This is a genomic window from Acinetobacter sp. AND/436, assembly GCF_049546925.1.
GTDB classification, from domain to species: Bacteria; Pseudomonadota; Gammaproteobacteria; order Pseudomonadales; family Moraxellaceae; genus Acinetobacter; species Acinetobacter indicus.
Genome location: NZ_JBMXBO010000005.1, coordinates 72,416 through 95,661 on the forward strand (window position 1 = coordinate 72,416; position 23,246 = coordinate 95,661).

General features: G+C 44.9%; 22 protein-coding genes and 1 pseudogene. 17 read left to right on the forward strand and 6 right to left on the reverse strand.

Translation table 11 applies throughout. The features are described 5' to 3' along the window. Positions 1–3: 3 nt before the first annotated feature. The 6 genes from cyoE to alr all read left to right on the forward strand — a co-directional run bounded on the left by cyoE (position 4) and on the right by alr (position 5,035). The gene (cyoE, locus tag ACPEPR_RS05835) at positions 4–882 is read left to right on the forward strand and encodes a heme o synthase (RefSeq protein ID WP_005178733.1); all 879 of its coding nucleotides are present in this window, start codon (positions 4–6) and stop codon (positions 880–882) included. 297 nt (positions 883–1,179) lie between these two features. Then, complete coding sequence (gene rpsF / locus ACPEPR_RS05840; protein WP_005178734.1) at positions 1,180–1,569, forward strand: 30S ribosomal protein S6; 390 nt, start codon at positions 1,180–1,182, stop codon at positions 1,567–1,569. 11 nt (positions 1,570–1,580) lie between these two features. Further along, positions 1,581–1,808: a 30S ribosomal protein S18 gene (rpsR, locus tag ACPEPR_RS05845; RefSeq protein ID WP_004719336.1), complete on the forward strand. Its 228-nt coding sequence runs from the start codon at positions 1,581–1,583 to the stop codon at positions 1,806–1,808. Positions 1,809–1,817: 9 nt separating this feature from the next. Further along, entirely contained in the window at positions 1,818–2,264 is a 447-nt protein-coding gene (rplI, locus tag ACPEPR_RS05850) for a 50S ribosomal protein L9 (RefSeq protein ID WP_005178742.1), read from the forward strand. A gap of 209 nt (positions 2,265–2,473) precedes the next feature. Further along, entirely contained in the window at positions 2,474–3,919 is a 1,446-nt protein-coding gene (dnaB, locus tag ACPEPR_RS05855; protein WP_005178744.1) for a replicative DNA helicase, read from the forward strand. A 45-nt stretch (positions 3,920–3,964) separates the two neighbouring features. Next, positions 3,965–5,035 carry an alanine racemase gene (gene alr, locus ACPEPR_RS05860; RefSeq protein WP_104491610.1) on the forward strand — a complete coding sequence of 357 codons (1,071 nt, stop codon included), beginning with the start codon at positions 3,965–3,967 and terminating at the stop codon, positions 5,033–5,035. 70 nt (positions 5,036–5,105) lie between these two features. On the opposite strand, the gene ACPEPR_RS05865 is transcribed toward alr, so the two are convergent. The 5 genes and pseudogenes from ACPEPR_RS05865 to ACPEPR_RS05885 form a co-directional block, all read right to left on the reverse strand. After that, positions 5,106–5,540 carry a BLUF domain-containing protein gene (locus ACPEPR_RS05865; protein ID WP_016659098.1) on the reverse strand — a complete coding sequence of 145 codons (435 nt, stop codon included), beginning with the start codon at positions 5,538–5,540 and terminating at the stop codon, positions 5,106–5,108. 96 nt (positions 5,541–5,636) lie between these two features. Then, complete coding sequence (locus tag ACPEPR_RS05870) at positions 5,637–6,371, reverse strand: proteasome-type protease (protein ID WP_168398725.1); 735 nt, start codon at positions 6,369–6,371, stop codon at positions 5,637–5,639. Between the two features lie 30 nt (positions 6,372–6,401). Continuing rightward, a complete protein-coding gene (locus ACPEPR_RS05875) occupies positions 6,402–7,181 on the reverse strand; it encodes a transglutaminase family protein (RefSeq protein WP_005178754.1) in 780 nt (259 codons plus the stop codon). After that, the gene (locus tag ACPEPR_RS05880) at positions 7,178–7,780 is read right to left on the reverse strand and encodes an alpha-E domain-containing protein (RefSeq protein WP_045794921.1); all 603 of its coding nucleotides are present in this window, start codon (positions 7,778–7,780) and stop codon (positions 7,178–7,180) included. Before ACPEPR_RS05880 ends, ACPEPR_RS05875 begins: the two co-directional genes overlap by 4 nt. Positions 7,781–7,800: 20 nt before the next feature. Continuing rightward, a pseudogene (locus ACPEPR_RS05885) lies at positions 7,801–9,351 on the reverse strand (circularly permuted type 2 ATP-grasp protein). A 245-nt stretch (positions 9,352–9,596) separates the two neighbouring features. Here ACPEPR_RS05885 and ACPEPR_RS05890 point away from each other — a divergent pair. Next, positions 9,597–10,595 (forward strand): helix-turn-helix transcriptional regulator, encoded by a 999-nt coding sequence (locus ACPEPR_RS05890; protein ID WP_005178762.1) that lies wholly within the window; start codon positions 9,597–9,599, stop codon positions 10,593–10,595. 326 nt (positions 10,596–10,921) lie between these two features. On the opposite strand, the gene mnmG is transcribed toward ACPEPR_RS05890, so the two are convergent. Beyond that, the gene (mnmG, locus tag ACPEPR_RS05895) at positions 10,922–12,802 is read right to left on the reverse strand and encodes a tRNA uridine-5-carboxymethylaminomethyl(34) synthesis enzyme MnmG (protein WP_016659103.1); all 1,881 of its coding nucleotides are present in this window, start codon (positions 12,800–12,802) and stop codon (positions 10,922–10,924) included. Positions 12,803–13,063: 261 nt separating this feature from the next. On the opposite strand from mnmG, the gene ACPEPR_RS05900 reads away from it, so the two are divergent. From ACPEPR_RS05900 to ACPEPR_RS05945, 10 genes are all read left to right on the forward strand, one after another. After that, a complete protein-coding gene (locus ACPEPR_RS05900; RefSeq protein ID WP_045794918.1) occupies positions 13,064–13,423 on the forward strand; it encodes a hypothetical protein in 360 nt (119 codons plus the stop codon). A gap of 162 nt (positions 13,424–13,585) precedes the next feature. Then, positions 13,586–14,470, forward strand: coding sequence for a bile acid:sodium symporter family protein (locus tag ACPEPR_RS05905; protein WP_104471037.1), 885 nt, complete (start codon positions 13,586–13,588; stop codon positions 14,468–14,470). A 77-nt stretch (positions 14,471–14,547) separates the two neighbouring features. Then, the gene (locus ACPEPR_RS05910; RefSeq protein ID WP_423562076.1) at positions 14,548–15,435 is read left to right on the forward strand and encodes a bile acid:sodium symporter family protein; all 888 of its coding nucleotides are present in this window, start codon (positions 14,548–14,550) and stop codon (positions 15,433–15,435) included. A gap of 116 nt (positions 15,436–15,551) precedes the next feature. Beyond that, positions 15,552–16,454 carry a 50S ribosomal protein L11 methyltransferase gene (gene prmA, locus ACPEPR_RS05915; RefSeq protein WP_005178769.1) on the forward strand — a complete coding sequence of 301 codons (903 nt, stop codon included), beginning with the start codon at positions 15,552–15,554 and terminating at the stop codon, positions 16,452–16,454. 18 nt (positions 16,455–16,472) lie between these two features. Continuing rightward, entirely contained in the window at positions 16,473–17,342 is an 870-nt protein-coding gene (locus ACPEPR_RS05920) for a DUF3426 domain-containing protein (RefSeq protein ID WP_163170224.1), read from the forward strand. Positions 17,343–17,710: 368 nt separating this feature from the next. Then, positions 17,711–17,980 (forward strand): DNA-binding transcriptional regulator Fis, encoded by a 270-nt coding sequence (fis, locus tag ACPEPR_RS05925; protein ID WP_001086304.1) that lies wholly within the window; start codon positions 17,711–17,713, stop codon positions 17,978–17,980. A gap of 91 nt (positions 17,981–18,071) precedes the next feature. Next, the gene (gene purH, locus ACPEPR_RS05930) at positions 18,072–19,646 is read left to right on the forward strand and encodes a bifunctional phosphoribosylaminoimidazolecarboxamide formyltransferase/IMP cyclohydrolase (protein ID WP_104505392.1); all 1,575 of its coding nucleotides are present in this window, start codon (positions 18,072–18,074) and stop codon (positions 19,644–19,646) included. Positions 19,647–19,801: 155 nt separating this feature from the next. Beyond that, positions 19,802–21,085 (forward strand): phosphoribosylamine--glycine ligase, encoded by a 1,284-nt coding sequence (gene purD, locus ACPEPR_RS05935; RefSeq protein ID WP_016659107.1) that lies wholly within the window; start codon positions 19,802–19,804, stop codon positions 21,083–21,085. Between the two features lie 217 nt (positions 21,086–21,302). Beyond that, the gene (locus ACPEPR_RS05940) at positions 21,303–21,854 is read left to right on the forward strand and encodes a GNAT family N-acetyltransferase (protein ID WP_075174398.1); all 552 of its coding nucleotides are present in this window, start codon (positions 21,303–21,305) and stop codon (positions 21,852–21,854) included. A 506-nt stretch (positions 21,855–22,360) separates the two neighbouring features. Beyond that, positions 22,361–23,230, forward strand: a complete 870-nt coding sequence (locus ACPEPR_RS05945; protein WP_075166892.1) for a MetQ/NlpA family ABC transporter substrate-binding protein — start codon at positions 22,361–22,363, stop codon at positions 23,228–23,230. Positions 23,231–23,246 lie beyond the last annotated feature (16 nt).

Here is a 23,246-nt window from a genome sequence, read left to right on the forward strand (position 1 = left end):
GTCATGCTGAAAAAGTATTTATTCCTGACTAAGCCAGGAATTCTCTTCGGTAACTTCGTTACCACTTTGGGTGGCTACTTTGTAGCCACTCAAGGTTCTGTAGATTTCCTTCTCCTGCTTCTTACCCTTCTGGGCACTACCCTGGTAGTGGCATCTGGATGTGTGGTTAATAACGTAATTGACCAAGACATCGACCAAAAAATGCAACGTACACAAAATCGTGCGATGGTAAAAAAAACCATTTCAGTTCCGGTTGCTTTAGCGTTTGCTTTAGTACTGGGTGTACTGGGTTTTAGTATTTTATGGTTTGGGGTAAATGCGTACGCTTTCCTTTTTGCCGTGATTGGTTTTGTAGTTTATGTCGGCTTTTATAGCTTATGGACCAAACGCACCACCATTCATCAGACCATTATTGGTAGTATTTCGGGCGCAAGTCCACCAGTCATTGGTTATACTGCGGTTGCAAACCAGTTTGACCTGGCTGCCCTGCTTATTTTTCTGGGCTATGCACTGTGGCAAATGCCGCATTCCTGGGCCATTGCCATTTACCGATTCGATGACTACAAAAATGCAGGTATTCCTATTTTACCTGTGGCGCGTTCTGTGTATCGCACCAAAGTAGAGTCGCTAATTTATGTGATTCTGTTTACGGTGGTCATGAATGCCTTATTTGTATTTGGATATGCCAACTGGTTATATTTGCTCATTTTAAATGCCCTGTGTATTTACTGGCTGTACATTGCCATCCTCGGCTTTAAAGCAGAAAATGATCAGCTGTGGGCAAAGCGCTTTTTCCTGTTCTCTGTAATTTTAATTACCGTGATCAGTTTAAGCTTCAGCATTACTGCGCAAGCTCCTGCAAATTCAATCATCCTCTTTTAAAAGATAGAGCCCTCTCTATCTTTTAAGATGGGACTCCCCTTCTGCTTCCGGTTTTCTTTTCTTCGATCTCTTTTTTCTGATTTATAGATACTTACTTTCTATGGGTAAGTTTATTTCTAAAATTTCCCATCTCACTCTTTTGTTGAAATAAGTGATCAAGCTCTTTGTTCAATGGCTTGTATTTCGTTAGCAAAAGCACTAAAATTCACGCTTCGCAATTTTGCGACACAACCCTGGTTGTGACTCCTTGCTTCTGGCTATTTGGTCAGGGGCTGCATAAACCGTAAGGAGCTGACAATGCGTCACTACGAAATCGTACTTTTGGTACACCCAGACCAAAGCGATCAAGTTGTGGGTATGGTAGAACGTTACCTGACTCACATCAAAGAAGCTGAAGGTCAAATTCACCGTTTAGAAGATTGGGGCCGTCGTCAATTGGCTTACCCAATTAACAAAATTCACAAAGCGCACTACATTTTAATGAACGTTGAATGTGGTCAAACGACTCTTGATGAGCTTGAAGAATTGTTCCGTTATAACGACGCGATCCTTCGTAGCTTAATCATCCGTCGTGAAAACGCTATCACTGAAGAGTCTTTACTGGCTAAGAGTGCTGAAGAAAAACGTGCGCGTAAAGCTCAACGTGAAGAAGCACAACAAGTTAACCAAGACTCTGCTGAAGCATAAGGAGAACATCAATGGCACGTTTTTACCGTCGTCGCAAGTTCTGCCGCTTTACAGCTGAGAACGTTACGTACATCGACTACAAAGATATCGATACTTTAAAACAGTACATCACTGAAAACGGCAAGATCGTTCCTAGCCGTATTACAGGTACTAAAGCTCGTTACCAACGTCAATTAGCGCTTGCGATCAAACAAGCTCGCTACTTAGCGTTGATCCCTTACACTGACAATCATAAGTGAGGTTGAGCTGTGGATATTATCTTATTACAACGCATTAAAAACCTTGGTAAATTAGGCGATAAAGTATCAGTTAAAGCTGGTTACGGCCGTAACTTCCTTATCCCTCAAGGTAAAGCAGTTGCTGCGACTGAAGCAAACACTGCTGCTTTTGAAGCTCGTCGTGCTGAACTTGAGAAGCAAGAAGCTGAAGTATTGGCTGCTGCTCAAGCACGTGCTGACCAACTGAACGAAGTAAATATCGTAATCACTGCGAAAGCGGGTGACGAAGGTAAATTATTCGGTTCAATCGGTACTCGTGACATCGCTGACGCGTTAACGAACGCTGGTTTAGAAGTAGACCGTTCAGAAGTTCGTTTACCAAACGGTGCGCTTCGTCACACTGGTGAATTCAACATCGCAATCCAATTGCACCATGATGTTGTTGCTGAAGTTCTCGTTACTATCGTATCTGAGTAATTTCTCGCAAGAAAAAAGGGCATGCCTTGGCATGCTCTTTTTTTATTTCTGTAAAAATCTCCTCACCTTTTTGTAAGCTATCCGTTCTTAAAATCTGCTCGCTTTTTTTGCCAGAGCGCGTATGATTTGTGGTTACACCGTTTATTGAATTCATGCTATAAGACCACCGGTTTTATTTGGTATTCATCGTATTAAAATCAGGGAATTATATGTCACAGGCGCTGGCCAACACCAAACCAACTCCAGTCAAAACAGAGAGTTCCAGCAACGATTCCGGTGCACTCAAAGAGTTTCGCACCCCGCCGCATAACCTGGCCATTGAGCAGGCCGTTCTGGCTGCCCTCATGACCGTGGCCGAATCACTGGAACAGGTCGGAGATGTATTACAGGAATCCGATTTCTACGCCACGCGACACAAATATATTTACCGTGCCATTGATACCCTGGCCAAAGAAAACTCCCCTTATGATGCCGTTCTGGTCAATGACTGGCTGATCAAGCACAATCTGCTTGATGCCATTGGTGGTGAAGAATATCTCATGCAGCTGATGGCCGATTCACCATCGAGTTTCTATAACCTGGAAACTTATGCGGCTAAAATTAAAGAGTTTTCGACCTTAAGAAACATGATTAAAGTCAGCTCGGAAATTCTGCAAAATGCCTATGACACCAAAGGCCGCACTGTCAGTGAAATTCTAGACCTCGCTGAAACCAATATTTTCCAGATTGCCGAGCAGCACAATAACAACAAGAAAAATGCCGGTCCGAAAGCCATTAATACCGTCGTGGCCGATGTCTTCGACAAGTTAAATGAGCTGTCGCAAATGGATGGCAACATTACCGGTCTGACCACCGGCTTTGTCGAGCTGGACAATAAAACTTCGGGGATGCAAGCTGGCGACCTGATTATTGTTGCGGCCCGTCCGTCAATGGGTAAAACCACCTTTGCCATGAACCTGGTTGAAAGTGTACTGTTCAATAACGACCTGCCGGCGCTGGTTTACTCCATGGAAATGCCAGCCGATTCAATTGCCATGCGTCTGATTTCCTCGTATGGCAAAGTGCATCAGGGGAATTTACGTTCCGGCAAACTCAGCGGCGATGAATGGTCCAAAGTCACCGGCACCATTTTACAGCTACAAGAAAAGCATTTATACATTGATGACTCATCAGCGCTCCCTCCAACCGAAGTACGTTCGCGTGCGCGCCGGATTGCCAAACAGCACGGCGGCAAACTCGGCTGTATCATGGTCGACTATTTGCAGCTGATGAAAGTACCCGGCATGGGCGATAACCGTGTCGGCGAGATTTCAGAAATTTCGCGTAGCTTGAAAGCCTTAGCCAAAGAAATGCAGTGTCCGGTCATTGCCCTCTCCCAGCTCAACCGCTCGCTGGAAAACCGTCCCAACAAACGCCCAGTAATGTCCGACCTTCGTGAATCGGGTGCGATTGAGCAGGATGCCGACTTAATCATGTTCATTTACCGTGATGAGGTCTATAACAAGGAATCTAAAGAAGCCGGTACTGCCGAAATTATTATTGGTAAACAGCGTAACGGCCCGATTGGCACCGTGCGTCTGGCGTTTGAAGGCCAATACACCCGCTTTAGTAACCTTTCCCCTGAGTTTTATGCTCAGTACGATGATGATGAATAATTCAGCCATCATTGCCTTTCCATGACCCTGTAGGAGTAAATAAGGGTGCGCCAAGCTACAGTTTATATTGATCGCGCTGCGCTTCAATATAATTTAAACCGTGTCAGACAACTTGCCCCAACTGCCAAAATTGTCAGTATGGTCAAAGCCAATGCTTATGGACATGGCGTTAAAGACTGCTTAGCAGCCTTACAAGACAGCGATGCCTTTGGTGTCGCCTGTTTACAAGAAGCACTGGAAATTCGTGAACTGGGGTTCCAGCAACCCATCACCCTGATTGAAGGCGTGTTCACTAAAGATGAAATGCCAATTGTCATTGAACGGAATATCGAGATTGTGGTGCATCAGCCTGAACAGGTTACATGGCTCATTGCGCACAAAGATGCCTATATCTCTAAAAATCTGAAAGTCTGGGTTAAGCTCAACAGCGGCATGAACCGTCTGGGCTTTAAACTTGAGGTGATTAAAGAGGTCATTCAGCAATTAAAATCGGCCGGCTTTACCTGTGTTCTGGCGATGCACTTCGCCAATGCAGATGCCGATCATCCACTGAATGATGAACAGATCCGTCAGTTTCTGGAAGTAAAAAACGACTGCGCACCGATTTTAGCTTCGTGCTGTAATTCTGCTGCCATCTATAAATATCCGGAACTGCATTTTGATTTTGTCCGTCCCGGTATCATGCTTTATGGCGCAACTCCGTTTGCAGACCGAGATATTTATGCACTAGATTTAAAACCGGTGATGACCTTTAGCGCAGAAATTATTGCCTTAAATGAGATTCAGGCCGGTGAACAGGTTGGTTATGGCTCGACCTTTACTGCCGATAAAGCTATGCAACTGGCTATTGTGTCCATTGGCTACGGTGATGGCTATCCACGTGCCTTCTTTGCGCAGAATTTTGTCGCCATTAAAGGCCAAAAAGCAGCTGTAGTCGGTCGTGTTGCCATGGATATGATTGCTATTGATGTAACTGGATTGGATGTTCAGTTAGGCACGGAAGTCGAGCTTTGGGGCAAGCAACGATTAGTGGATGATGTCGCAGCAGCCAATGGCACCATTGGTTATGAGCTGTTGTGCCGCTTAACCCAGCGTCCGGACCGTAAAGTTATTTAATCTGCTCGATTAACAAAAGAATCTCAATGGAGGTTCTTTTTTTATTCTTTTTATAACGCAGGCAGCAGATTTAAGCCACCTCATCTACCACCGAATGATTTAGCGCCTCATATAGCACCTGAAGCAATCCATCAACCTGTGTGGCATTTAATTGATGCGGTAAAAATTGCGCATGACCGAGTTGCTGAAAATAGGCTTTGATCTCGCTATTACGCATCACATATTTCATGGCCCAATCCTGAAAACGCTGCTGGGCAACATGATTCTCGGTAAAAATTTGGATATTCTGATGACGCGGATCACCAACAATCCCGGCAAAAATTTCCTGAACGGCCTGTTCATCACCTTGCAGACATTGAAAAAAATAACCCTCTGCATAGCACAGCACACCCGATACCTGATGCTGGGTATTAGCATTGCGCGCTTCGATCAGAATATTGCGTAAATCTTGCAGTAAATTTTCAGCCGTCGAGGTACTCTGGCTGGCATAGCAAAGCTGAAACATATTCAAGTCCTTATCATGATCTGTACGAATATTTTTTGATTTTCTTAAGGATTTATCATTCAAGGAAAACTTGATTAAAATAAAGGGACTGAGCTTTTAAGTCAAATAATCTTCGGTTGGCACCGGCAATTCCTGCAACCCGCGTCTTAAGGTATCGGACCACTGCTTGCTGATATATTCAAAGTACGGGTCTTCTTCGTAAATACGTTTGCCCAAAGGAATATGCAGGCTGTCTTTATGATAAATCATACAGTCCAGCGGCATACCCACGGACACATTGGAACGTAAAGTGGAATCAAAAGAAATCAGGCCGCAGCGTAAGGCATCTTCCAGCGACATATCATAGCGTAAGGCCCGGTCAAGAATTGGTTTGCCATATTTGCTTTCTCCAATCTGGAAAAACGGCGTATCACGCGTGGCGCAAATAAAATTGCCTTGCGGATAAATATGATACAGCTGCATCGGCTCGCCTTTAATCTGCCCGCCCACCAGCAAATTGCAATAATAATTATGCTGCTCGTCTTTATCGTCGGTAACATCCTGAATGACTTTTTTCAGCAAACAACCCACCAATTCTGCCACTTCAAACATGGTTTTGACACTATATAAATGCGGTTCCTGGTTTAAAGTCAGATGATTTTTTAAATGACCGATGACTGCCTGTGTGGTCGCTAGGTTGCCCGAGGTCTGAATGGTAATCAGGCGCTCGCCTTCCACGCCAAAGGTATACAGCTTGCGAAATACCGAAATGTGATCGACCCCGGCATTGGTACGCGAATCACTAATAAACACCAGACCATCTTTTAAACGCAGCGCACAGCAATACGTCATAGCATTATCCTTTTAATTGTCATCCATTACTTAGCAGGCCAGAACCTGCACCATGGTCTGCATGTGCTCGATGCCGCCTTTTTCTCTTACGCCACGGACCGGCGCCACATCCCAATAATCCCGCCCGACGGCCAGATAGACATGCGAGTCTGGCTGAAAAGCCAGATTGCTGACATCAAAACAGTACCAGTGCTGTTCTAAAAATACCTCTACCCAGGCATGGCTGGCAAGATGTGAACTGTTGCTGCTATATAAATAACCGGAAACATAACGTGCCGGGATGCCTAAAGATTTACACATGGCAATCAGCACATGGGCATGGTCCTGACAGACGCCCTGTTTGGCCTGAAAGGCTTCAATGGCGGTGGTCTGCACCGAAGTTTGGGCCGGACGGTATGGCATATGGCTTAAAATCGCTTCTGACAAACGGATCAGGTTGTCACGATTCACCTGCAACACATACTGCCGTGCAAAACACTGCATTTCAGGGCTGCACAGCGTGCTGGCTGTTGGTTGTAAAAATAGATAGGGATTCAGCTGATCTTGCAGGCCCCATCGCATCTGCGGACGCAACTCGACAATGCCCTGCGCCATAATACTCAGACTTTGATAGCTAAAGCGCTGGGTGCTGGTCATCCAGATATTCTGAAAAGCATCCTGTTTAATCTCGGATTCCCCTGGCACACTAATCGCCCAATGATGAACCTGTTGATGAGCATTGTTCGGTGGGGTCATTTTAATATATTGAATGCTGTTACAGGCCGGTGCCGAATAATGATAATGGGTCTGGTGATTAATCATGAGCCTCATGCATCGGCCTCGAACAGTTGCTGAATATGGTCACTAAACTGGTAAAAATGCATGCTGTCGGGTTGCTGCTTCAGCTTCATCCAGATTTCGGATAAAGAATCCCAGCCGGCTTGGGTCAATAACCCTACCACCACTTCAATATAATAGACCGTGCCCTGAATATCCTGCTTTAAGCGCAATTGCCGGTCCAGTTGCTCGAGATGCTGCCCCAGTTTAAAGAACAGGAAAATATCAGATGCTTCAGCTTCTAAGACTTCATGACAATCTCCAACTACATCACAGATATAAGCTGGATTTTCTTTGGCATTTTTAATGTACTGGTTTAATTCGGCATAGGCATGTGCCGACAAGACCCCGCGTAAATCCTGAATATTATCTTTGGCATACTGAAACTGCTGATGAAAAGAGGCGGGCTGTTCCGGATTTAGAATCAGCTCATTTAAAGATGCCGCATCAAAGGCTGGCAAACAGAAGGCGTGTGCATACTGCAAGGCATCATCATTATATTTAAATGGAAACTGACTGCATAAATACTGGATGCGGGTCAAATAACGACCCAACCAGAAAATCTGCTGTGCATTACGACTCAGTAAAATCACATGATTCTCCTTGGGAGTTGTTATGAATGTAAGGGATCAACCACCCAGGTATCTTTAATGCCACCACCTTGAGATGAATTGACCACCAGCGAACCGGCCTGCATGGCCACACGGGTTAAGCCACCGGGAACAATTTCAGTACGATAAGGCGAGCTGAGCACAAAAGGACGTAAATCAATATGCCGTTCGGCAATGCCCTGTTCGGTTAAGGTCGGACTCACCGACAGATTCAGGGTCGGCTGGGCAATGTAGGCTTGCGGTGCGGCCAGAATTTTCATTTTAAACTCGGCCAGTTGCTCCTCGGAGGCTTGAGGACCAATCAGCATGCCATATCCACCTGAACCTTGTGCTTCTTTCACTACCAACTGTTCCAGATGTTCCAGCACATAGGCCAGATCATCTGCTTCGCGGCATTGATAGGTCGGGACATTATTTAAGATTGGTTGTTCACCCAAATAGAAATGAATCATTTTATCGACATAAGGATAAATGGATTTGTCATCGGCCACCCCGGTACCCGGCGCATTGGCGATGACGACGTGATGCTGTAAATAGGCCGACATCAGGCCCGGTACACCCAAGGTGCTGTCCGGTCTGAAACAGAGCGGGTCTAAAAATGCATCATCTACCCTGCGATAAATTACATCAACCTGCTGTTTGCCCCGCACCGTTTTCACATAAACCTTATCATTTAATACAAACAGGTCACTCGATGTTACCAAAGGTACACCCATCTCACGGGCTAAAAATGCATGTTCATAATAGGCACTGTTATAGCGCCCCGGGGTCAGCACCACAATAAAAGGCTAATCGACATAGGCATTTTCGGCCAGAATTTCTTTTAAAAGCTGCGGATAATGCTCGATGCCCTGAATATTATTCTGCTGATACAGCCGGGGAATCAGTTTCTGGCTAATCTTACGGCTTTCCAGCATATAAGACACACCCGATGGCGTTCTTAAATTGTCTTCCAGCACAAAAAATTCACCGTGCTGATCACGAATAATGTCAATGCCACTAATCTGACTATAGACCTTACCCTTCAGACCATGACCAAGCATATGTGGCTGATAGGCTTCGTGGGTCAGCACCTGCAGTTCCGGTACGATACCGGCTTTTAGAATATCCTGTTGATGATAAATATCATGTAAAAACAGATTTAGCGCCCGGGTACGCTGGGCACAGCCCAAGGCCACTGTATTCCATTGCTGCCGGGCCATAACCCGCGGAATAATATCAAAAGGAATGGTGCGCTCGATGCCTTCCTGATCGCCATACACGGTAAAGGTAATTCCCTGATACAGAAAATGTGCTTTGGCGGCATCATTCAGTGCTGTCAGTTCTTCTAAACTGTGCTGGGTCAGCCATTGTTCGATTTTCTGCGCGGCACTATCGGCAAGGCTCTGTTCGCCCGACAATTCATTAAAAAATTCAGATTTCAATTGTTCGAATAATACAGATGATTTTTGCTGCGGCAGCGAAATATCGGTCACCGAGACCTGCACCCGCTCTAAAAGATGGTCTGATGTTATTGTATCTATTGAATTTGTATCTTGATTTTCTTTCAGCATACAAACCTCATCATTGTTATCCTTTCTAATTTTATATAAGCAATTCCAGTGCCAATAATTGTGACTTAGCATTCACTCTTTCTTTATCGCCGATCTGTACAGATAAAACAAATCTTATTTTGCTTCATCTTGTATCAATTTATCGCCAGACCTCGTGCCTGCCACTTGCCAAAAAGCATGACATTTCTTATTGTGTGGACTATAGCCATGTACTCTCCAATATTTATCTCAGCGCTGATTCCAATATGTCGACACAAGAAAAAGAAACGTCCAATAGCCTCTATCGCCAGTGGCAAATCCTGTCCCGCCTTTCTACCGGAAAATGGATGGGCACCCGTGAATTACAGGAAATTCTGCAACGTGAAGGCATTGATATCAGCCTACGTACCATCCAGCGTGATTTAAACCAGATTTCGCAGCGCTTCCCGATTGAAAATAATGGCACCGTCCCGCAAGGCTGGCGCTGGCGCTCCGATGCACCGCTACAAAGCCTGCCGCACATGACCAGCTCACAGGCAGTCACCTTTATGATGGTGGAAGAACATCTCAAACATCTGTTACCACCTAGCCTGATTGAGGAAATGACTCCGTGGTTTGATCTGGCACGGCGCAGCCTGTCGACCCAGAACAATGTCCGCCAGTGGATTAACCGGGTGCGGATTGTGCCGGCCATTCAGCCGCTGATTCCGCCAGTGGTCGATAAAAGCGCACAACAGGCCATTTATGAAGGCTTATTGCAGGATAAACAGCTGGAATGTGTTTACCATCCACGTACCACCGCTTCGGAAGAAAAGACCTATATTCTGAATCCGCTGGCGCTGGTACAAAAAGGTGCAGTGATTTATCTGATTTGCACCCGACACGACAAAACCGATATTCAGACCTTTGCCCTGCATCGCTTTAAATCGGCGGAGGTATTAAATTCCCGCGCCCTGCATCCGGTTAATTTTGATATTGATGCCTATATTGAATCCGGCGCGCTGGGCTTTAGAGTCGATTACAGCAAGCCGACTGAAAATATCGAGTTGAAACTGACCATGTCAGAAGCCGATGCACATTATTTTGAAGAAACCCGTTTAAGCAAAGACCAGCAGATTATCCAGCTGGACAATGGCTTGTATCAGGTCATTTCCAATGTGCCGTTTACCTCGCAACTGGTGTGGTGGCTGCGCAGTTTTGGCAAAAAACTGGTACAGATTGAGCCGGCAGAAGTGTCTGACGCTGTGCATCAAATCAATGAATAAAAAAGGTCCCAAGTTCGGGACCTAACATTTACTTATTTTCTTTTCAATTTTTTTGTTATCGCTGCTGATTTTTAGGGAAGTTGAACAGGATGCGATTACTGTTAGCATGCCAATTCAGCCGTATTATAACGAATGGTTTTTTAAGGTCATCGTGCACTCCTCTCTGTTTGGATAAGATGACTGTAACGCTTCCAACATCATCTGTGAAATCATAAGATCTGCAGCTTAAATCTGTTTTTTTCTTAAACTCAATTTCCACTTTATTTATTCAGCACATAAAAAAGCCCGCGATCTCAACCGCGGGCTTTTTCACAAATTAGGATCTTTTAAGCAGATTTACGGGCTTGGGCATTTTTACGAATGGTGATCATCACCAATTGAACTGCCGCAGGAGTCACGCCTGGAATACGGCTGGCCTGCGCCAGAGTTTCCGGCAATACCTGTTTCAGCTTCATGGTGATTTCACGCGACAGACCGGATACGCCGTCATAATCAAAATCAGCCGGGATTTTGGTTTCTTCCAGACGTTTCATCTGCGCCACATCTTCATGCTGACGGTTGATATACCCTTCGTATTTTACCGCAATTTCAATCTGGTCACCGACTTGCTGCGACACTTCCGAGCCAGTCAGTTCGGCAATTTGCGCAAAAGTGATGTTTGGACGTTTCAGCAGGTCAATTGCAGAACATTCTTTGGACAGATCAGCACCGGTCATTTCAACGAATTTTTTACCCATCGGGTTATTTGGCGCAGCCCACAAGTGCTGTAAACGGCCTTTTTCACGCTCAACTGCATCCATTTTTTCACAGTAAGCATTCCAGCGCGCATCATCGACCAGACCCAGTTCACGGCCAATCGCGGTTAAACGCTGATCTGCGTTATCTTCACGCAGCATTAAACGGTATTCGGCACGTGAAGTGAACATCCGGTACGGTTCTTTGGTTCCCAAGGTAATCAGGTCGTCAACCAGTACGCCCATATACGCTTCATCACGTTTTGGCGTCCACTGTTCCTGATCCCAGGCACGGCGTGCAGCGTTCAAACCTGCAAGCAGACCTTGCGCACCAGCTTCTTCATAACCGGTGGTACCGTTGATTTGACCGGCAAAGTACAGGTTATTAATCGCTTTGGTTTCCAAAGTGAATTTCAACGCTTGTGGGTTAAAGTAATCATATTCAATCGCATAACCCGGACGCAGAATATGGGCATTTTCCATACCACGGATTGAGCGTACCAATTCAAACTGCACATCAAAAGGCAGTGAAGTTGAAATACCGTTTGGATACAGCTCGTGGGTATCTAAGCCTTCAGGCTCCAAGAACACTTGGTGCGAATCTTTGTCGGCAAAACGGTGAATTTTATCTTCAATCGAAGGACAGTAACGTGGACCTACCCCTTCAATCACGCCGGTATACATTGGCGAACGATCCAAACCACCACGAATAATGTCATGGGTTTTTTCATTGGTATGGGTGATATAGCAGTTAACCTGTTCAGGATGCATCGACGCATCGCCCATAAATGACATCACTGGAGACGGGAAATCACCCGGCTGCGGCGTCATCACCGAAAAATCAACTGAACGTGCATCAATACGCGGTGGAGTCCCGGTTTTTAAACGGCCCACCGGCAGCTGCAATTCACGTAAACGGTGTGCCAGAGAAATAGAGGGCGGATCACCGGCACGACCACCGCTGGATTTTTCCAGACCGACGTGAATCACACCACCCAGGAAGGTCCCGGCAGTCAATACTACCGTTTTGGCATCAAAGCGAATGCCCATTTGGGTGACCACACCTTTTACAGTATCGCCTTCAACAATCAGGTCATCTGCTGCTTGCTGGAAAATATCCAAGTTTGCTTGGTTCTCAAGCGTTTCACGAATCGCGGCTTTATAACGAACCCGATCAGCCTGCGCACGTGTGGCACGCACTGCAGCACCTTTACGCGAGTTCAGAATACGGAATTGAATCCCGCCTTTATCGGCAGCCAGCGCCATCGCACCGCCCAAGGCATCAATTTCACGCACCAGATGCGATTTACCAATACCACCAATGGCCGGGTTACAGCTCATCTGCCCCAAAGTCTCAATGTTATGAGTTAAGAGCAAGGTTTGTCGGCCCATACGCGCCGCAGCCAAAGCCGCTTCCGTACCCGCGTGACCGCCGCCGATAACAATGACATCGTAAACTTTAGGATAATGCATAGTGGTAAATTGAGAGATAAAAAGAAATGACAGAATATTATAGCAAAAGCCGGCGTATAAGTTGACAGATTAAGTCAATTTTATTTGGATTTTCTCGTGGTTTTTCACCTGATTGATTGGCTGGCAATGTAAATGAACGTTGCAGATATACTGCAAATAAAAACATTTCATATTAAAAATTAACCAGATATAGGTTGTTTTATTTTGATTATTTTTTATCCTAAATCATGTACTCATTACAAACAAGCACAGGTACGAATTATGAATAAGAAGATACTCCTCTCATCCATCCTCTGCGGTTTATGTTTATCTCCATTTGCAGCTGTACAGGCAAATGACAAAGTTGAAAAAGTGTACGATTCACAGCGCTATCAGAATGTCTGTAAAGGCAAATCTCAAGGTGCTGCGGTCAGCTTTGCCTATCGTGGCATTATCTGGAACGGTACCTGCCAGCCACAGTTCTTCCCGGCAGACAGAAAACTCGATATTCAGGGTGATGAAGCTGCACTGTATACCACCTGTGGCCAAGACATGAATGCAACCACGGCAACCATTTCCGGTGCAGAAGTTCGTGGTAAATGTGCCCTTGGATTTACCCCGCCGCGTCCTGCTCAAATGTAAACTCCAACCCGATTCACATCTAGCCAAAATATGTGAACTCAATCAAGAAAACAGCCATTTATTACCAAGTAAATGGCTGTTTTTATTATTTTTATGGTTGATTTAAAACTCAACTCAATTACACTGAAACTGGGGAAAATAAGAATTAAATAGGATGATGCCATGCAAAGCGGCATTTTTACCTTCTTTCTACCGCTAACCTTGGCGGTATTAATGATGGGTTTGGGCTTGCTACTCAGCCCTAAAGATTTTATTCGGGTCAATCAGCAACCGAAAGTCATTTTTATTGCCTTGTTTACCCGGCAGGTCTTGCTGGTTGGACTGGCATTTATTCTCTGCCTGTTTTTAGAACTGCCTCCTTTGCTGGCAGTGGGGTTAATGCTGCTGTCGGCCACCCCTAGCGGCTCTACCTCTGCCCTGTTCAGCTATGTCTATAAAGGCGATGTGGCTTTAAATATTGTTGTGGTCGCCATCAATTCGGTGATGGCCATTTTAACCCTGCCTTTTGTGATTAGTATTGCCATGCGCTATTTCATGGCCGATCAGACCGAAATCAGCATGCCGATTGAGCGGATTGCCTATACCTTCCTGCTAATTTTAGTACCAGTCTGTTTAGGGATGGCCATTCGCTCGTCTTTTCCAGAGCTGGCCAAACGGCTGAGTAAACCGATTCGGCGCATGTCGGTATATTTTATTTTTGCCCTGTTCTTTTTCGCGCTCTTTCAGGAGCGCTATCAGCTGGCGCAGTATATGGAACAGGTTGGACTGGCCACCGCCCTGTATGCTTTTGTCAGTCTGGTGGCCGGTTATGTGCTGCCACAGCTGATGGACATTTCCGAACAGCAGGCGCGCTCCTGCGGTTTCTTTATGAGTATTCATAACACCGCGCTGTCTTTAACCCTGGCACTGTCGGTACTACAAAGCACCCAGATTGCCATTCCTGCCGCCATTTACACCATCTTCATGTATATGTTTGCCTTGATCTTTGGACATTTACTGGCTAGACGAATGCCGTTAAATTCGGTAAAACAGAAAGTCATAGAGTAATTTGAATAAACAGTAAAAGATATTTTGCATGATGCAACTGTCTTTTCTCACAAGGATAAATTTGACAGGAAGGTCATATGGATTCAGGCATTATTACCGTTATGCTGCCCTTGGCGCTGGCCATTATTATGGTTGGGCTGGGGCTGGAACTCACGCCCAAAGATTTCGCACGCGTTACCAAACACCCCAAAGCAGTCCTGGTCGCACTATTTTGCCAGCTGGTATTGCTGGTCGGGACTGCCTTTTTATTATGTAAAATTCTGGCACTACCGCCGTTACTGGCCGTCGGCATGATGCTGCTGGCTGCTTCGCCGGGTGGCAGTACCGCCAACCTGTTCAGTTATTTATTTAAGGGCGATCTGGCGCTCAACATTACCTTAACCGCAATTAACTCGGTGATTGCAGCACTGACCTTACCCATTATCGTCAATTTCGCAATTGCCCACTTTTTACAGGCTGACCAAAGCATTGGCCTGCAATTCAGTAAAATCTTGCAGGTATTCGGGATTATTATTGTGCCGGTGATTATTGGCATGTTAATTCGTCATTATGCCCCGCGACTGACCGAGAAACTGAACAAGCCCTTACGGATTTTTGCAGTGATCTTTCTGATTTTAATTATCATTGGGGCCATTGTGCAGGAGCGACACAATATCCTGAATTATATTGGTGATATTGGCCTGGCTACCGCACTGTTCTGTATTTCCAGTCTGGTGATTGGTTACTTCGTCCCACGCCTGTTTGGGATTAATAGCGCCCAGGCCCGCGCCAGTGCCTTTGAAATCGGGATTCATAACAGCACGCTTGCCATGACCATTGCCTTAACCGTTATGGCCAGTTCAACCGTGGCCATGCCGGCGGCAGTCTATTCTATTTTCATGTATATCTTCGCTGCCATCTTCGGCATGTTATTAAACCGCTTTGTGCCGATTGCCGAACCCAAGCCTGTGGTGGCAAACAGTTAAGCACTTTTTCACCCAAGGATGTCGCACTGACATCCTTTTTATTTTGTACATTGGTAGGCGAAACCGATTGCCTTCCGCTACAATATCCTTTTGAAAAAACAAATTAGGTTATTCCTGTGAAGTGGTTACAAATACATATTACTGTTGATCAAGCTCAAGTCGACTTTACTGAAACATTACTCAGCTCACTTGGCGCCGTGAGTGTAACGCTGGATGATGCTGAAAATCAGGACTTGCTTGAACCACTTCCAGGCGAAACACCGCTGTGGAACAAGGTGATTGTGACCGGTATTTATGCACAGGACGAAAACGAAGAAATTGATGTGGCTGCGCTGGAAACTTTCATTCGCACTCAACTGCCAGATGCACCAATGCGTAGCGAATTCCTGGAAGATCAGGTCTGGGAACGCTCATGGATGGATTATTACGAGCCAATCCAGATTGCTGAAAAATTCTGGATTGTACCGGAATGGCTAGAGCCCCCTGAAGCAGATGCGGTGAATATTAAACTGGATCCGGGTCTGGCCTTTGGTACCGGTAACCATGCCTCAACGTTCCTGTGCCTGCAATGGTTAGGTAAAACCGATGTTAAAGATAAAATCGTCATCGACTATGGTTGCGGTTCTGGCATTTTAGGTGTTGCTGCCCTACTTTTAGGTGCGAAAAAAGTCTATGCCACTGATATTGACCCGCAGGCGGTTTTAGCCACCCAGCAAAATGCTGAATTGAATGGCGTACTGGATCGTCTGTTTGTCGGTCTGCCTGAAGAGTTTAATGAAACCTTAAAAGATCAGAAAGCCGATGTACTGGTTGCCAACATCCTGGCTGGCCCGTTAATGATGCTTGCGCCTGAATTCGCAACTTTAACCAAATCTGAGGGAGAGTTCGCACTTGCAGGTGTAATCGAAGAGCAAGTTGCTGAAGTTTCTAGTGTTTATTCTGAATTTTTTGATATATTAGAGGTCGAAAAACGTGAAGAAAACTGGTGCCGAATTTCCGGGAAGCGCCAGCCGCATTAATCAACCTCTATAGATCTTATGAGTGAAAAGCAGACCAAGTGCCCCGAGTGTTTAACCACCTATAAAGTTTCTGTTGCACAGCTTACAGTGGCTCAGGGCATGGTTTGCTGTCCCAAATGTGCCTCTACCTTTAATGCACTCTCGCATCTGGTGCAGCCAAAGCCTGCGCCAACCCAACTCGAATACAACGGTTTTACTGATGGACAGGTCAGTTCGCCGGTTCTGGCCGATCATGGTCTGGCTTTTGACGACACACATGAAACCCATCTGCTGGATATTTTTGACCGTAAGGTTGAACATTCCAATATTGATTTAAAGACCTACTTAAACAATCTGAATTATTTCAGTACCGAACCGATTGCCAGTATTCCTTCGATGAATCTGTCTGAAAATGAACTGCAGCAAGAACGCAAGAAACATGGTGCGGGCTATTACACGCTGTGGGGTATTGTCAATTTTAGTCTGGTCGGTTTGCTGATTTTCCAGATTCTATGGTTTAACCCGAAATTCATGAACAACAGCCCTGCCCTGACTGTGGCTTTTAACGGGGTCTGCCAGCTGTTTAACTGTGAAACCTTTGAAAAGCAGTACAGCCTGATTTCAATTAACCGTGTGCGGGTGAAACGCTATGACCATGAACATACCTTGTTCTCCGGCGAGCTGATCAATTTTCATGACAAGAGTTTGGTATTGCCAAAACTGAAAATCACCTTAAAAGATGATAATGAAGAAGTGGCGTCCTATGTACTCGAACCGAAAGAGTATTTAATTAAAAGTCTGGCCAGCATTGAGCGGATTCCAAAAAATACCCCATTCAAGTTTGAAATTCAGCTGCCAGTGACCCGAAAAAGCTTTGATACCTATAATTTAGAAATTATCAAGCCTTAAAAATTAAAAAAAAATGTAAAAAAAGTGCAGTTTTCTTGCTCACTTTTTCTAAGACAATGGTATGATACGCGCCACGTAAGCTTAGTGCTGCATACTCCTCAGTAATTCAAAACAAATAGAAACTCGCAGAATGCGCCTTATTTTCAATAACGCGTATTGAGCAGGTTTTTTCGTTTCGATTTTTGGTCTGTAACAATTATTAATCTATTGTTACGCTTATTTTTCGACCAGCGCTGTGAGTTGTGGCAAGCTAAATGTTCCAGTTTTAGAACTCTCGTTTTAGGATCTAAAACGGGGTTCATTTATTTATAGACCACATTTATATATCACTTTACCCAAGTGATATCTGATTTTTCGGATTAATTCGCATGAATAGCAAATCTCCTATTTTTACTGCACAATCTGATGTCGCTCTTCGTATCCACGTTGATCGCGCAGTTCGCCATTACTTTGCTCAATTGCAAGGCGAGCAACCTTCTCAGGTGTATGACATGGTGCTAGCAGAAATGGAGAAACCTCTTTTATCTGTAGTTCTAGAATATACACGTGGTAACCAGACACGTGCTGCCGAGATTCTAGGCTTAAACCGTGGTACTTTACGTAAAAAGTTAAAAGCTCACGGTTTAATGAGTGAATAAATGATAAAATGCTCGCGGCTTTCGTGGGCATTTTTTTTAACCGCATTTTGCTAATGTTTTAATCTGTTTTTTGATAACTGTGACGAAAATCATGACTATTAAACGCGCTTTAATCTCTGTTTCTGACAAAACTGGAATTGTTGAATTTGCACAAAATCTAGTGGCTCTTGGGGTAGAAATTTTATCTACAGGCGGTACATATAAGTTGCTTAAAGACAACAATATCGCTGTAGTTGAAGTTTCAGAGCACACCGGTTTTCCAGAAATGATGGATGGTCGTGTAAAAACTTTACATCCTAAAATTCATGGCGGCATTCTGGCTCGTCGCGGTCTAGACGAAGCTGTAATGGCAGAACACAACATCGATGCAATCGATTTGGTGGTAGTGAACCTTTATCCATTTGCAGCAACGGTTGCAAAACCTGACTGCACCCTGCCAGATGCGATTGAAAACATCGACATCGGTGGTCCAACCATGGTTCGTGCTGCGGCGAAAAACCATGCGTCTGTCGGTATCGTCGTCAACGCATCTGACTATGCGACTGTTATTGCCGAGCTTAAAGCTGAAGGTGGCCTGTCATACGCAACCCGTTTTGACCTGGCAGTGAAAGCATTTGAACATACTGCACAATACGACGGCATGATCGCATCTTACTTAGGCGCTCGCGTAGGTAAAGAACAAGGCGAAGCAGACAAATTTGCGCGTACGTTCAATACACAATTGAACAAAGCACAAGATTTACGTTACGGTGAAAACCCGCATCAATCGGCTGCATTCTATGTAGACCCAGCGGCAACTGAAGCATCTGTTTCAACAGCTAAACAGCTGCAAGGTAAAGAACTTTCTTATAACAACATCGCCGACACTGATGCTGCGCTTGAATGCGTGAAATCATTCGCGAAACCTGCTTGTGTGATCGTAAAACACGCCAACCCATGTGGTGTTGCGGTATCTTTAGACGGCATTCAAGCGGCTTACGACTTGGCTTATGCAACCGATCCTGAATCTGCATTCGGTGGCATCATTGCATTCAACCGTGAATTAGACGTTGCAACTGCACAAGCCATTGTTGACCGTCAATTCGTTGAAGTGATTATTGCACCAAGCGTTGCTGAAGGTGTTTTGGACGTGACTGGCGCGAAGAAAAACGTACGTGTACTGGTCTGTGGCGAATTACCAGCAATTGACGAACGTGCGCCACAAATGGACTACAAACGTGTCAACGGTGGTTTGCTGGTGCAAGACCAAGACTTGGGCATGATCACCAAAGATGATCTTAAAGTGGTGACCAAACGTGCTCCAACCGAGCAAGAAATTGACGACATGATCTTTGCCTGGAAAGTGGCGAAATACGTGAAGTCTAACGCGATTGTGTATGCGAAAAACCGTCAAACCATCGGTGTGGGCGCAGGCCAAATGAGCCGTGTAAACTCTGCGCGTATTGCAGCAATTAAAGCTGAACATGCAGGCCTCGTGGTTGAAGGTGCAGTGATGGCATCTGACGCATTCTTCCCGTTCCGTGATGGTATTGATAACGCTGCGAAAGCAGGGATCAAATGCATTATCCAGCCGGGTGGTTCTATGCGTGATGAAGAAACCATTGCAGCAGCTGACGAAGCTGGTATTGCCATGGTGTTCACTGGCATGCGTCACTTCCGTCACTAATTAACTAAATTAATTAGAAGTCGTATTTAATCATCCCCCTAAATCCCCCTTTGTAAAAAGGGGGACTTTTCGCGTAAGAGAACAGTGTTTTTCGCGATTCCCCTCCCTTTCTTAAAGGGAGGTTGGGAGGGATTCAATTTTGAGGGATTTTTTAAATGAACATTTTAGTTTTGGGTAATGGCGGTCGTGAACATGCATTGGCATGGAAAATCGCACAAGATGAAAAAGTTGCTAAAGTTTTTGTTGCACCAGGCAACGCAGGTACAGCAACCGAAGCTAAATGTGAAAACATCAATTTAAGCATTTTAGACAATGCGGCGATTATCGACTTTGCAAAAAACAATGCGGTAGATTTAATCGTGGTTGGTCCTGAAGCACCGCTGGTCAATGGTGTGGTGGATGCTTGCCGTGAAGCAGGTTTAAAAATCTGGGGTCCAACCCAGTTTGCAGCGCAGCTTGAAGGCTCTAAAGCATTTGCCAAGCATTTCTTAAAACGCCACAACATTCCAACTGCATTCTATGACGTATTCACTGAAGTTGATGCAGCCAAAGCCTTTGTTGAAAAAAATGGTGCGCCGATTGTGATCAAGGCGGATGGTCTTGCTGCAGGTAAAGGCGTAATCGTGGCGATGACCAACGAAGAAGCATTTGCAGCCATTGATGACATGCTGGCAGGCAACAAATTTGGTGATGCCGGTTCTCGCGTAGTCATCGAAGAATTCCTTGCAGGTGAAGAAGCATCATTCATTTGTATGATTGATGGCGACAACATCTTGCCAATGGCCACTTCTCAAGACCATAAACGTATTTTTGAAGGCGACCAAGGTCCAAACACAGGCGGTATGGGTGCCTACTCTCCTGCGCCTGTGGTGACTGCAGACGTATTTGAGCGCGTGATGAAAGAAGTAATGCGCCCAACCGTTGACGGTATGAAAGCAGATGGTCACGTATACACCGGTTTCTTGTACGCTGGCTTGATGATTGATGAACAAGGTCAACCAAAGGTAATCGAGTTTAACTGTCGTTTCGGTGATCCTGAAACTCAACCGATCATGATGCGTTTAAAATCATCTTTGGTTGATCTGGTTGAGGCTGGTATTGCAGGTAACTTGCCAGCAGAAGCTGAATGGGATGAGCGTAAGACTGTCGGTATTGTTTTAGCATCTAAAGGCTACCCAGAAACGTCTAGCAATGGCGATGTGATTTCTGGTTTAAACACCGAAATGACCGATGCCAAAGTGTTCCATGCCGGTACTAAAGCCAATGAAAATGGTGAGATTGTCACTGCTGGTGGTCGTGTACTTTGCGTAACTGCACTAGGCAACACCATTGGTGAAGCACAAGCAAAAGCTTTAGAACTTTGCCAAAAAGTAACCTTCGACGGCGTTCAATATCGTAAAGATATTGGTTACCGTGCGATTGCGCGTGAAAATGCTTAATTCTCTCTTAGATTGATTAAGTAAAAAAACCCCGCTGAGTGCGGGGTTTTTTATGCTTCGAAGGTTTCCCTCTCCTCTCAGGAGAGGGTCAGGGAGAGGTGAAAACCCTCACCCTAAAGGCAGAAGGGATTTCATGTCTTATCTCATTACGGAAATTATCATTCTTTTCTTGATAAATGCATTTATGATGCATCAAGAGCTTATTAATCGTTTTAACATGAAAATCCACCTGCAAACCCCTCGCCTGATCCTCCGCCAATGGCAAGACAGCGACGCTGCCCCATTTATCCAAATGTGTGCCGACCCTGAAGTCATGCGTTATTTCCTCAATCCCTTGACCGAGCAGCAAAGTCTGGCTTTTATGCAACGCATCCAGAATTTTATTGCCACACACGGCTGGGGCCTGTTTGCTGTCGAACTAAAAAGTAGCGGTGAATTTATCGGGTTTATTGGTTTACATCAGCATCTAGAACACTATGATTTTGCCCCATGTATTGAAATTGGCTGGCGACTAGCCAAGCAATACTGGCACAACGGTTATGCCACCGAAGGCTCAAAAGCCGTACTGGATTATGCTTTTCGTGAGCTACAGCTGGACAACGTAGTTTCCTTTACTACCGTGCTCAACACGCCCTCGGAAAAAGTCATGCAAAAAATTGGCTTAAGCAAAGTCAAAACCTTTGCGCATCCGCTGGTGCCGGCAGATCATCCTTTACTTATGCATGTGCTCTATCAAATTGATCGCCAAAGCTATCTGCAAGCGCATTAAAAATCTCAAGTTTGGATGAAAACTGTCATAGGATTGAAGGAAATAATCATTATAAAGATCTATCATCCTACCCCATCTGTGCTATATCTATTTTTACGATTTAGATTGGATAATTTTTTATATAAACATCTATAAGATTTTTTCATAGATTTAGCCCTTTCAATTCAAAATAGTAAATTGATTTATTTATTCTTTTCTTATTTTATGAACTTTACTTATGAAAGAATACGGCTAAAGGTCTAGTTTCTATACACTATTTTGTATATCAATTTATTGTTATGATGTAGACCATTTTTTCGCTATCTTCTAAAAATAAAGTTTTCAATTACATGGCTTTAAGCACTTTTAAAGTCAATTGAAAAATACAGCAGATAGCTGAAAGCCTAAACGAATTCGCGCACTGGATGGACTTGAATCTCGCCTCTTTCGGCTCAAGTGAAATCCCGGCGCTTAAAATTATCAATAAAGTAACAGCTTGGCTGCTTCACTTTATTTGGGATGGACACATGAAAAAGTTCCTTGGCCTGGTTCTAGGTCTTTCTGTTGGTTTAGCTGGCTGTGCAAAACAGGAAACGCCGGCAACTGACGCCGCACAAACTGATGCTGCAACTGTACAAACCGTCACCATGGCATCTACCGGTTCCGATGCTGACATCTGGCGCTATATTGCGACTTTGCCTGAAACTGAAGCGGCGGGTATCAAGCTGGAAGTGAAGAACTTCACCGATTACGTTTCAATGAACACCGCTGTGGCAAACAATGAAATTGATGTGAACGCATTCCAGTCTTATGCTTATCTGGTGGCTTACAATGCCAACAATGAGCAGAAGATTGCGCCGGTTTCGACCACCTATCTTGAGCCAATGGGTATTTACTCAAGCAAAGTGAAAAAAGTGGAAGAGTTCCAGAACGGCGCGACCATTGCTATTCCGAATGATGCAGCCAATGAAGCGCGTGCCCTGCTGTTATTGCAATCTGCAGGTCTGATCAAGCTGAAAGCAGGCTTCTCACCTGCAACGGGCACTCCAAATGACATTACTGAAAATGCCAAAGCAATTGTCATCAAGCCAATTCAAATGGCGACTGCAGTTCGTGTTAAAGATGAAGTGGATGCCATTGTGCTAGGCAATACCCTAGCGATGGAAGGCGGTTTAAACGTACTGAAAGATTCAATCTTCTACGAACCAATCGACCAGAGCACCAAGCTGAACGTCAACGTATTGGCAGTTGCAGAAGCACGTAAAGATGATCCGATCCTGAAAAAAGTCGGTGAGCTTTATCACACTGAAGCGGTGAAACAGTATGTAGATCAAAACTTCGGTGGCACAAAAGTTGCGGTAAATAAACCAGTCAGCTATTTAACTGAAACCAATTAAGCATATAATGCTGAGT

What these genes read in the sequence shown, in the direction of transcription:
- purH (WP_104505392.1), top strand. Translation starts at nt 18,072, where the DNA reads ATGACTATTAAACGCGCTTTAATCTCTGTTTCTGACAAAACTGGAATT.
- fis (WP_001086304.1), top strand. Translation starts at nt 17,711, where the DNA reads ATGAATAGCAAATCTCCTATTTTTACTGCACAATCTGATGTCGCTCTT.
- ACPEPR_RS05905 (WP_104471037.1), top strand. Translation starts at nt 13,586, where the DNA reads ATGCAAAGCGGCATTTTTACCTTCTTTCTACCGCTAACCTTGGCGGTA.
- dnaB (WP_005178744.1), top strand. Translation starts at nt 2,474, where the DNA reads ATGTCACAGGCGCTGGCCAACACCAAACCAACTCCAGTCAAAACAGAG.
- ACPEPR_RS05890 (WP_005178762.1), top strand. Translation starts at nt 9,597, where the DNA reads ATGTCGACACAAGAAAAAGAAACGTCCAATAGCCTCTATCGCCAGTGG.
- ACPEPR_RS05940 (WP_075174398.1), top strand. Translation starts at nt 21,303, where the DNA reads ATGAAAATCCACCTGCAAACCCCTCGCCTGATCCTCCGCCAATGGCAA.
- ACPEPR_RS05900 (WP_045794918.1), top strand. Translation starts at nt 13,064, where the DNA reads ATGAATAAGAAGATACTCCTCTCATCCATCCTCTGCGGTTTATGTTTA.
- cyoE (WP_005178733.1), top strand. Translation starts at nt 4, where the DNA reads ATGCTGAAAAAGTATTTATTCCTGACTAAGCCAGGAATTCTCTTCGGT.
- ACPEPR_RS05920 (WP_163170224.1), top strand. Translation starts at nt 16,473, where the DNA reads ATGAGTGAAAAGCAGACCAAGTGCCCCGAGTGTTTAACCACCTATAAA.
- ACPEPR_RS05910 (WP_423562076.1), top strand. Translation starts at nt 14,548, where the DNA reads ATGGATTCAGGCATTATTACCGTTATGCTGCCCTTGGCGCTGGCCATT.
- ACPEPR_RS05870 (WP_168398725.1), bottom strand. Translation starts at nt 6,371, where the DNA reads ATGACGTATTGCTGTGCGCTGCGTTTAAAAGATGGTCTGGTGTTTATT.
- ACPEPR_RS05875 (WP_005178754.1), bottom strand. Translation starts at nt 7,181, where the DNA reads ATGAGGCTCATGATTAATCACCAGACCCATTATCATTATTCGGCACCG.
- rpsR (WP_004719336.1), top strand. Translation starts at nt 1,581, where the DNA reads ATGGCACGTTTTTACCGTCGTCGCAAGTTCTGCCGCTTTACAGCTGAG.
- mnmG (WP_016659103.1), bottom strand. Translation starts at nt 12,802, where the DNA reads ATGCATTATCCTAAAGTTTACGATGTCATTGTTATCGGCGGCGGTCAC.
- rpsF (WP_005178734.1), top strand. Translation starts at nt 1,180, where the DNA reads ATGCGTCACTACGAAATCGTACTTTTGGTACACCCAGACCAAAGCGAT.
- ACPEPR_RS05865 (WP_016659098.1), bottom strand. Translation starts at nt 5,540, where the DNA reads ATGTTTCAGCTTTGCTATGCCAGCCAGAGTACCTCGACGGCTGAAAAT.
- purD (WP_016659107.1), top strand. Translation starts at nt 19,802, where the DNA reads ATGAACATTTTAGTTTTGGGTAATGGCGGTCGTGAACATGCATTGGCA.
- ACPEPR_RS05945 (WP_075166892.1), top strand. Translation starts at nt 22,361, where the DNA reads ATGAAAAAGTTCCTTGGCCTGGTTCTAGGTCTTTCTGTTGGTTTAGCT.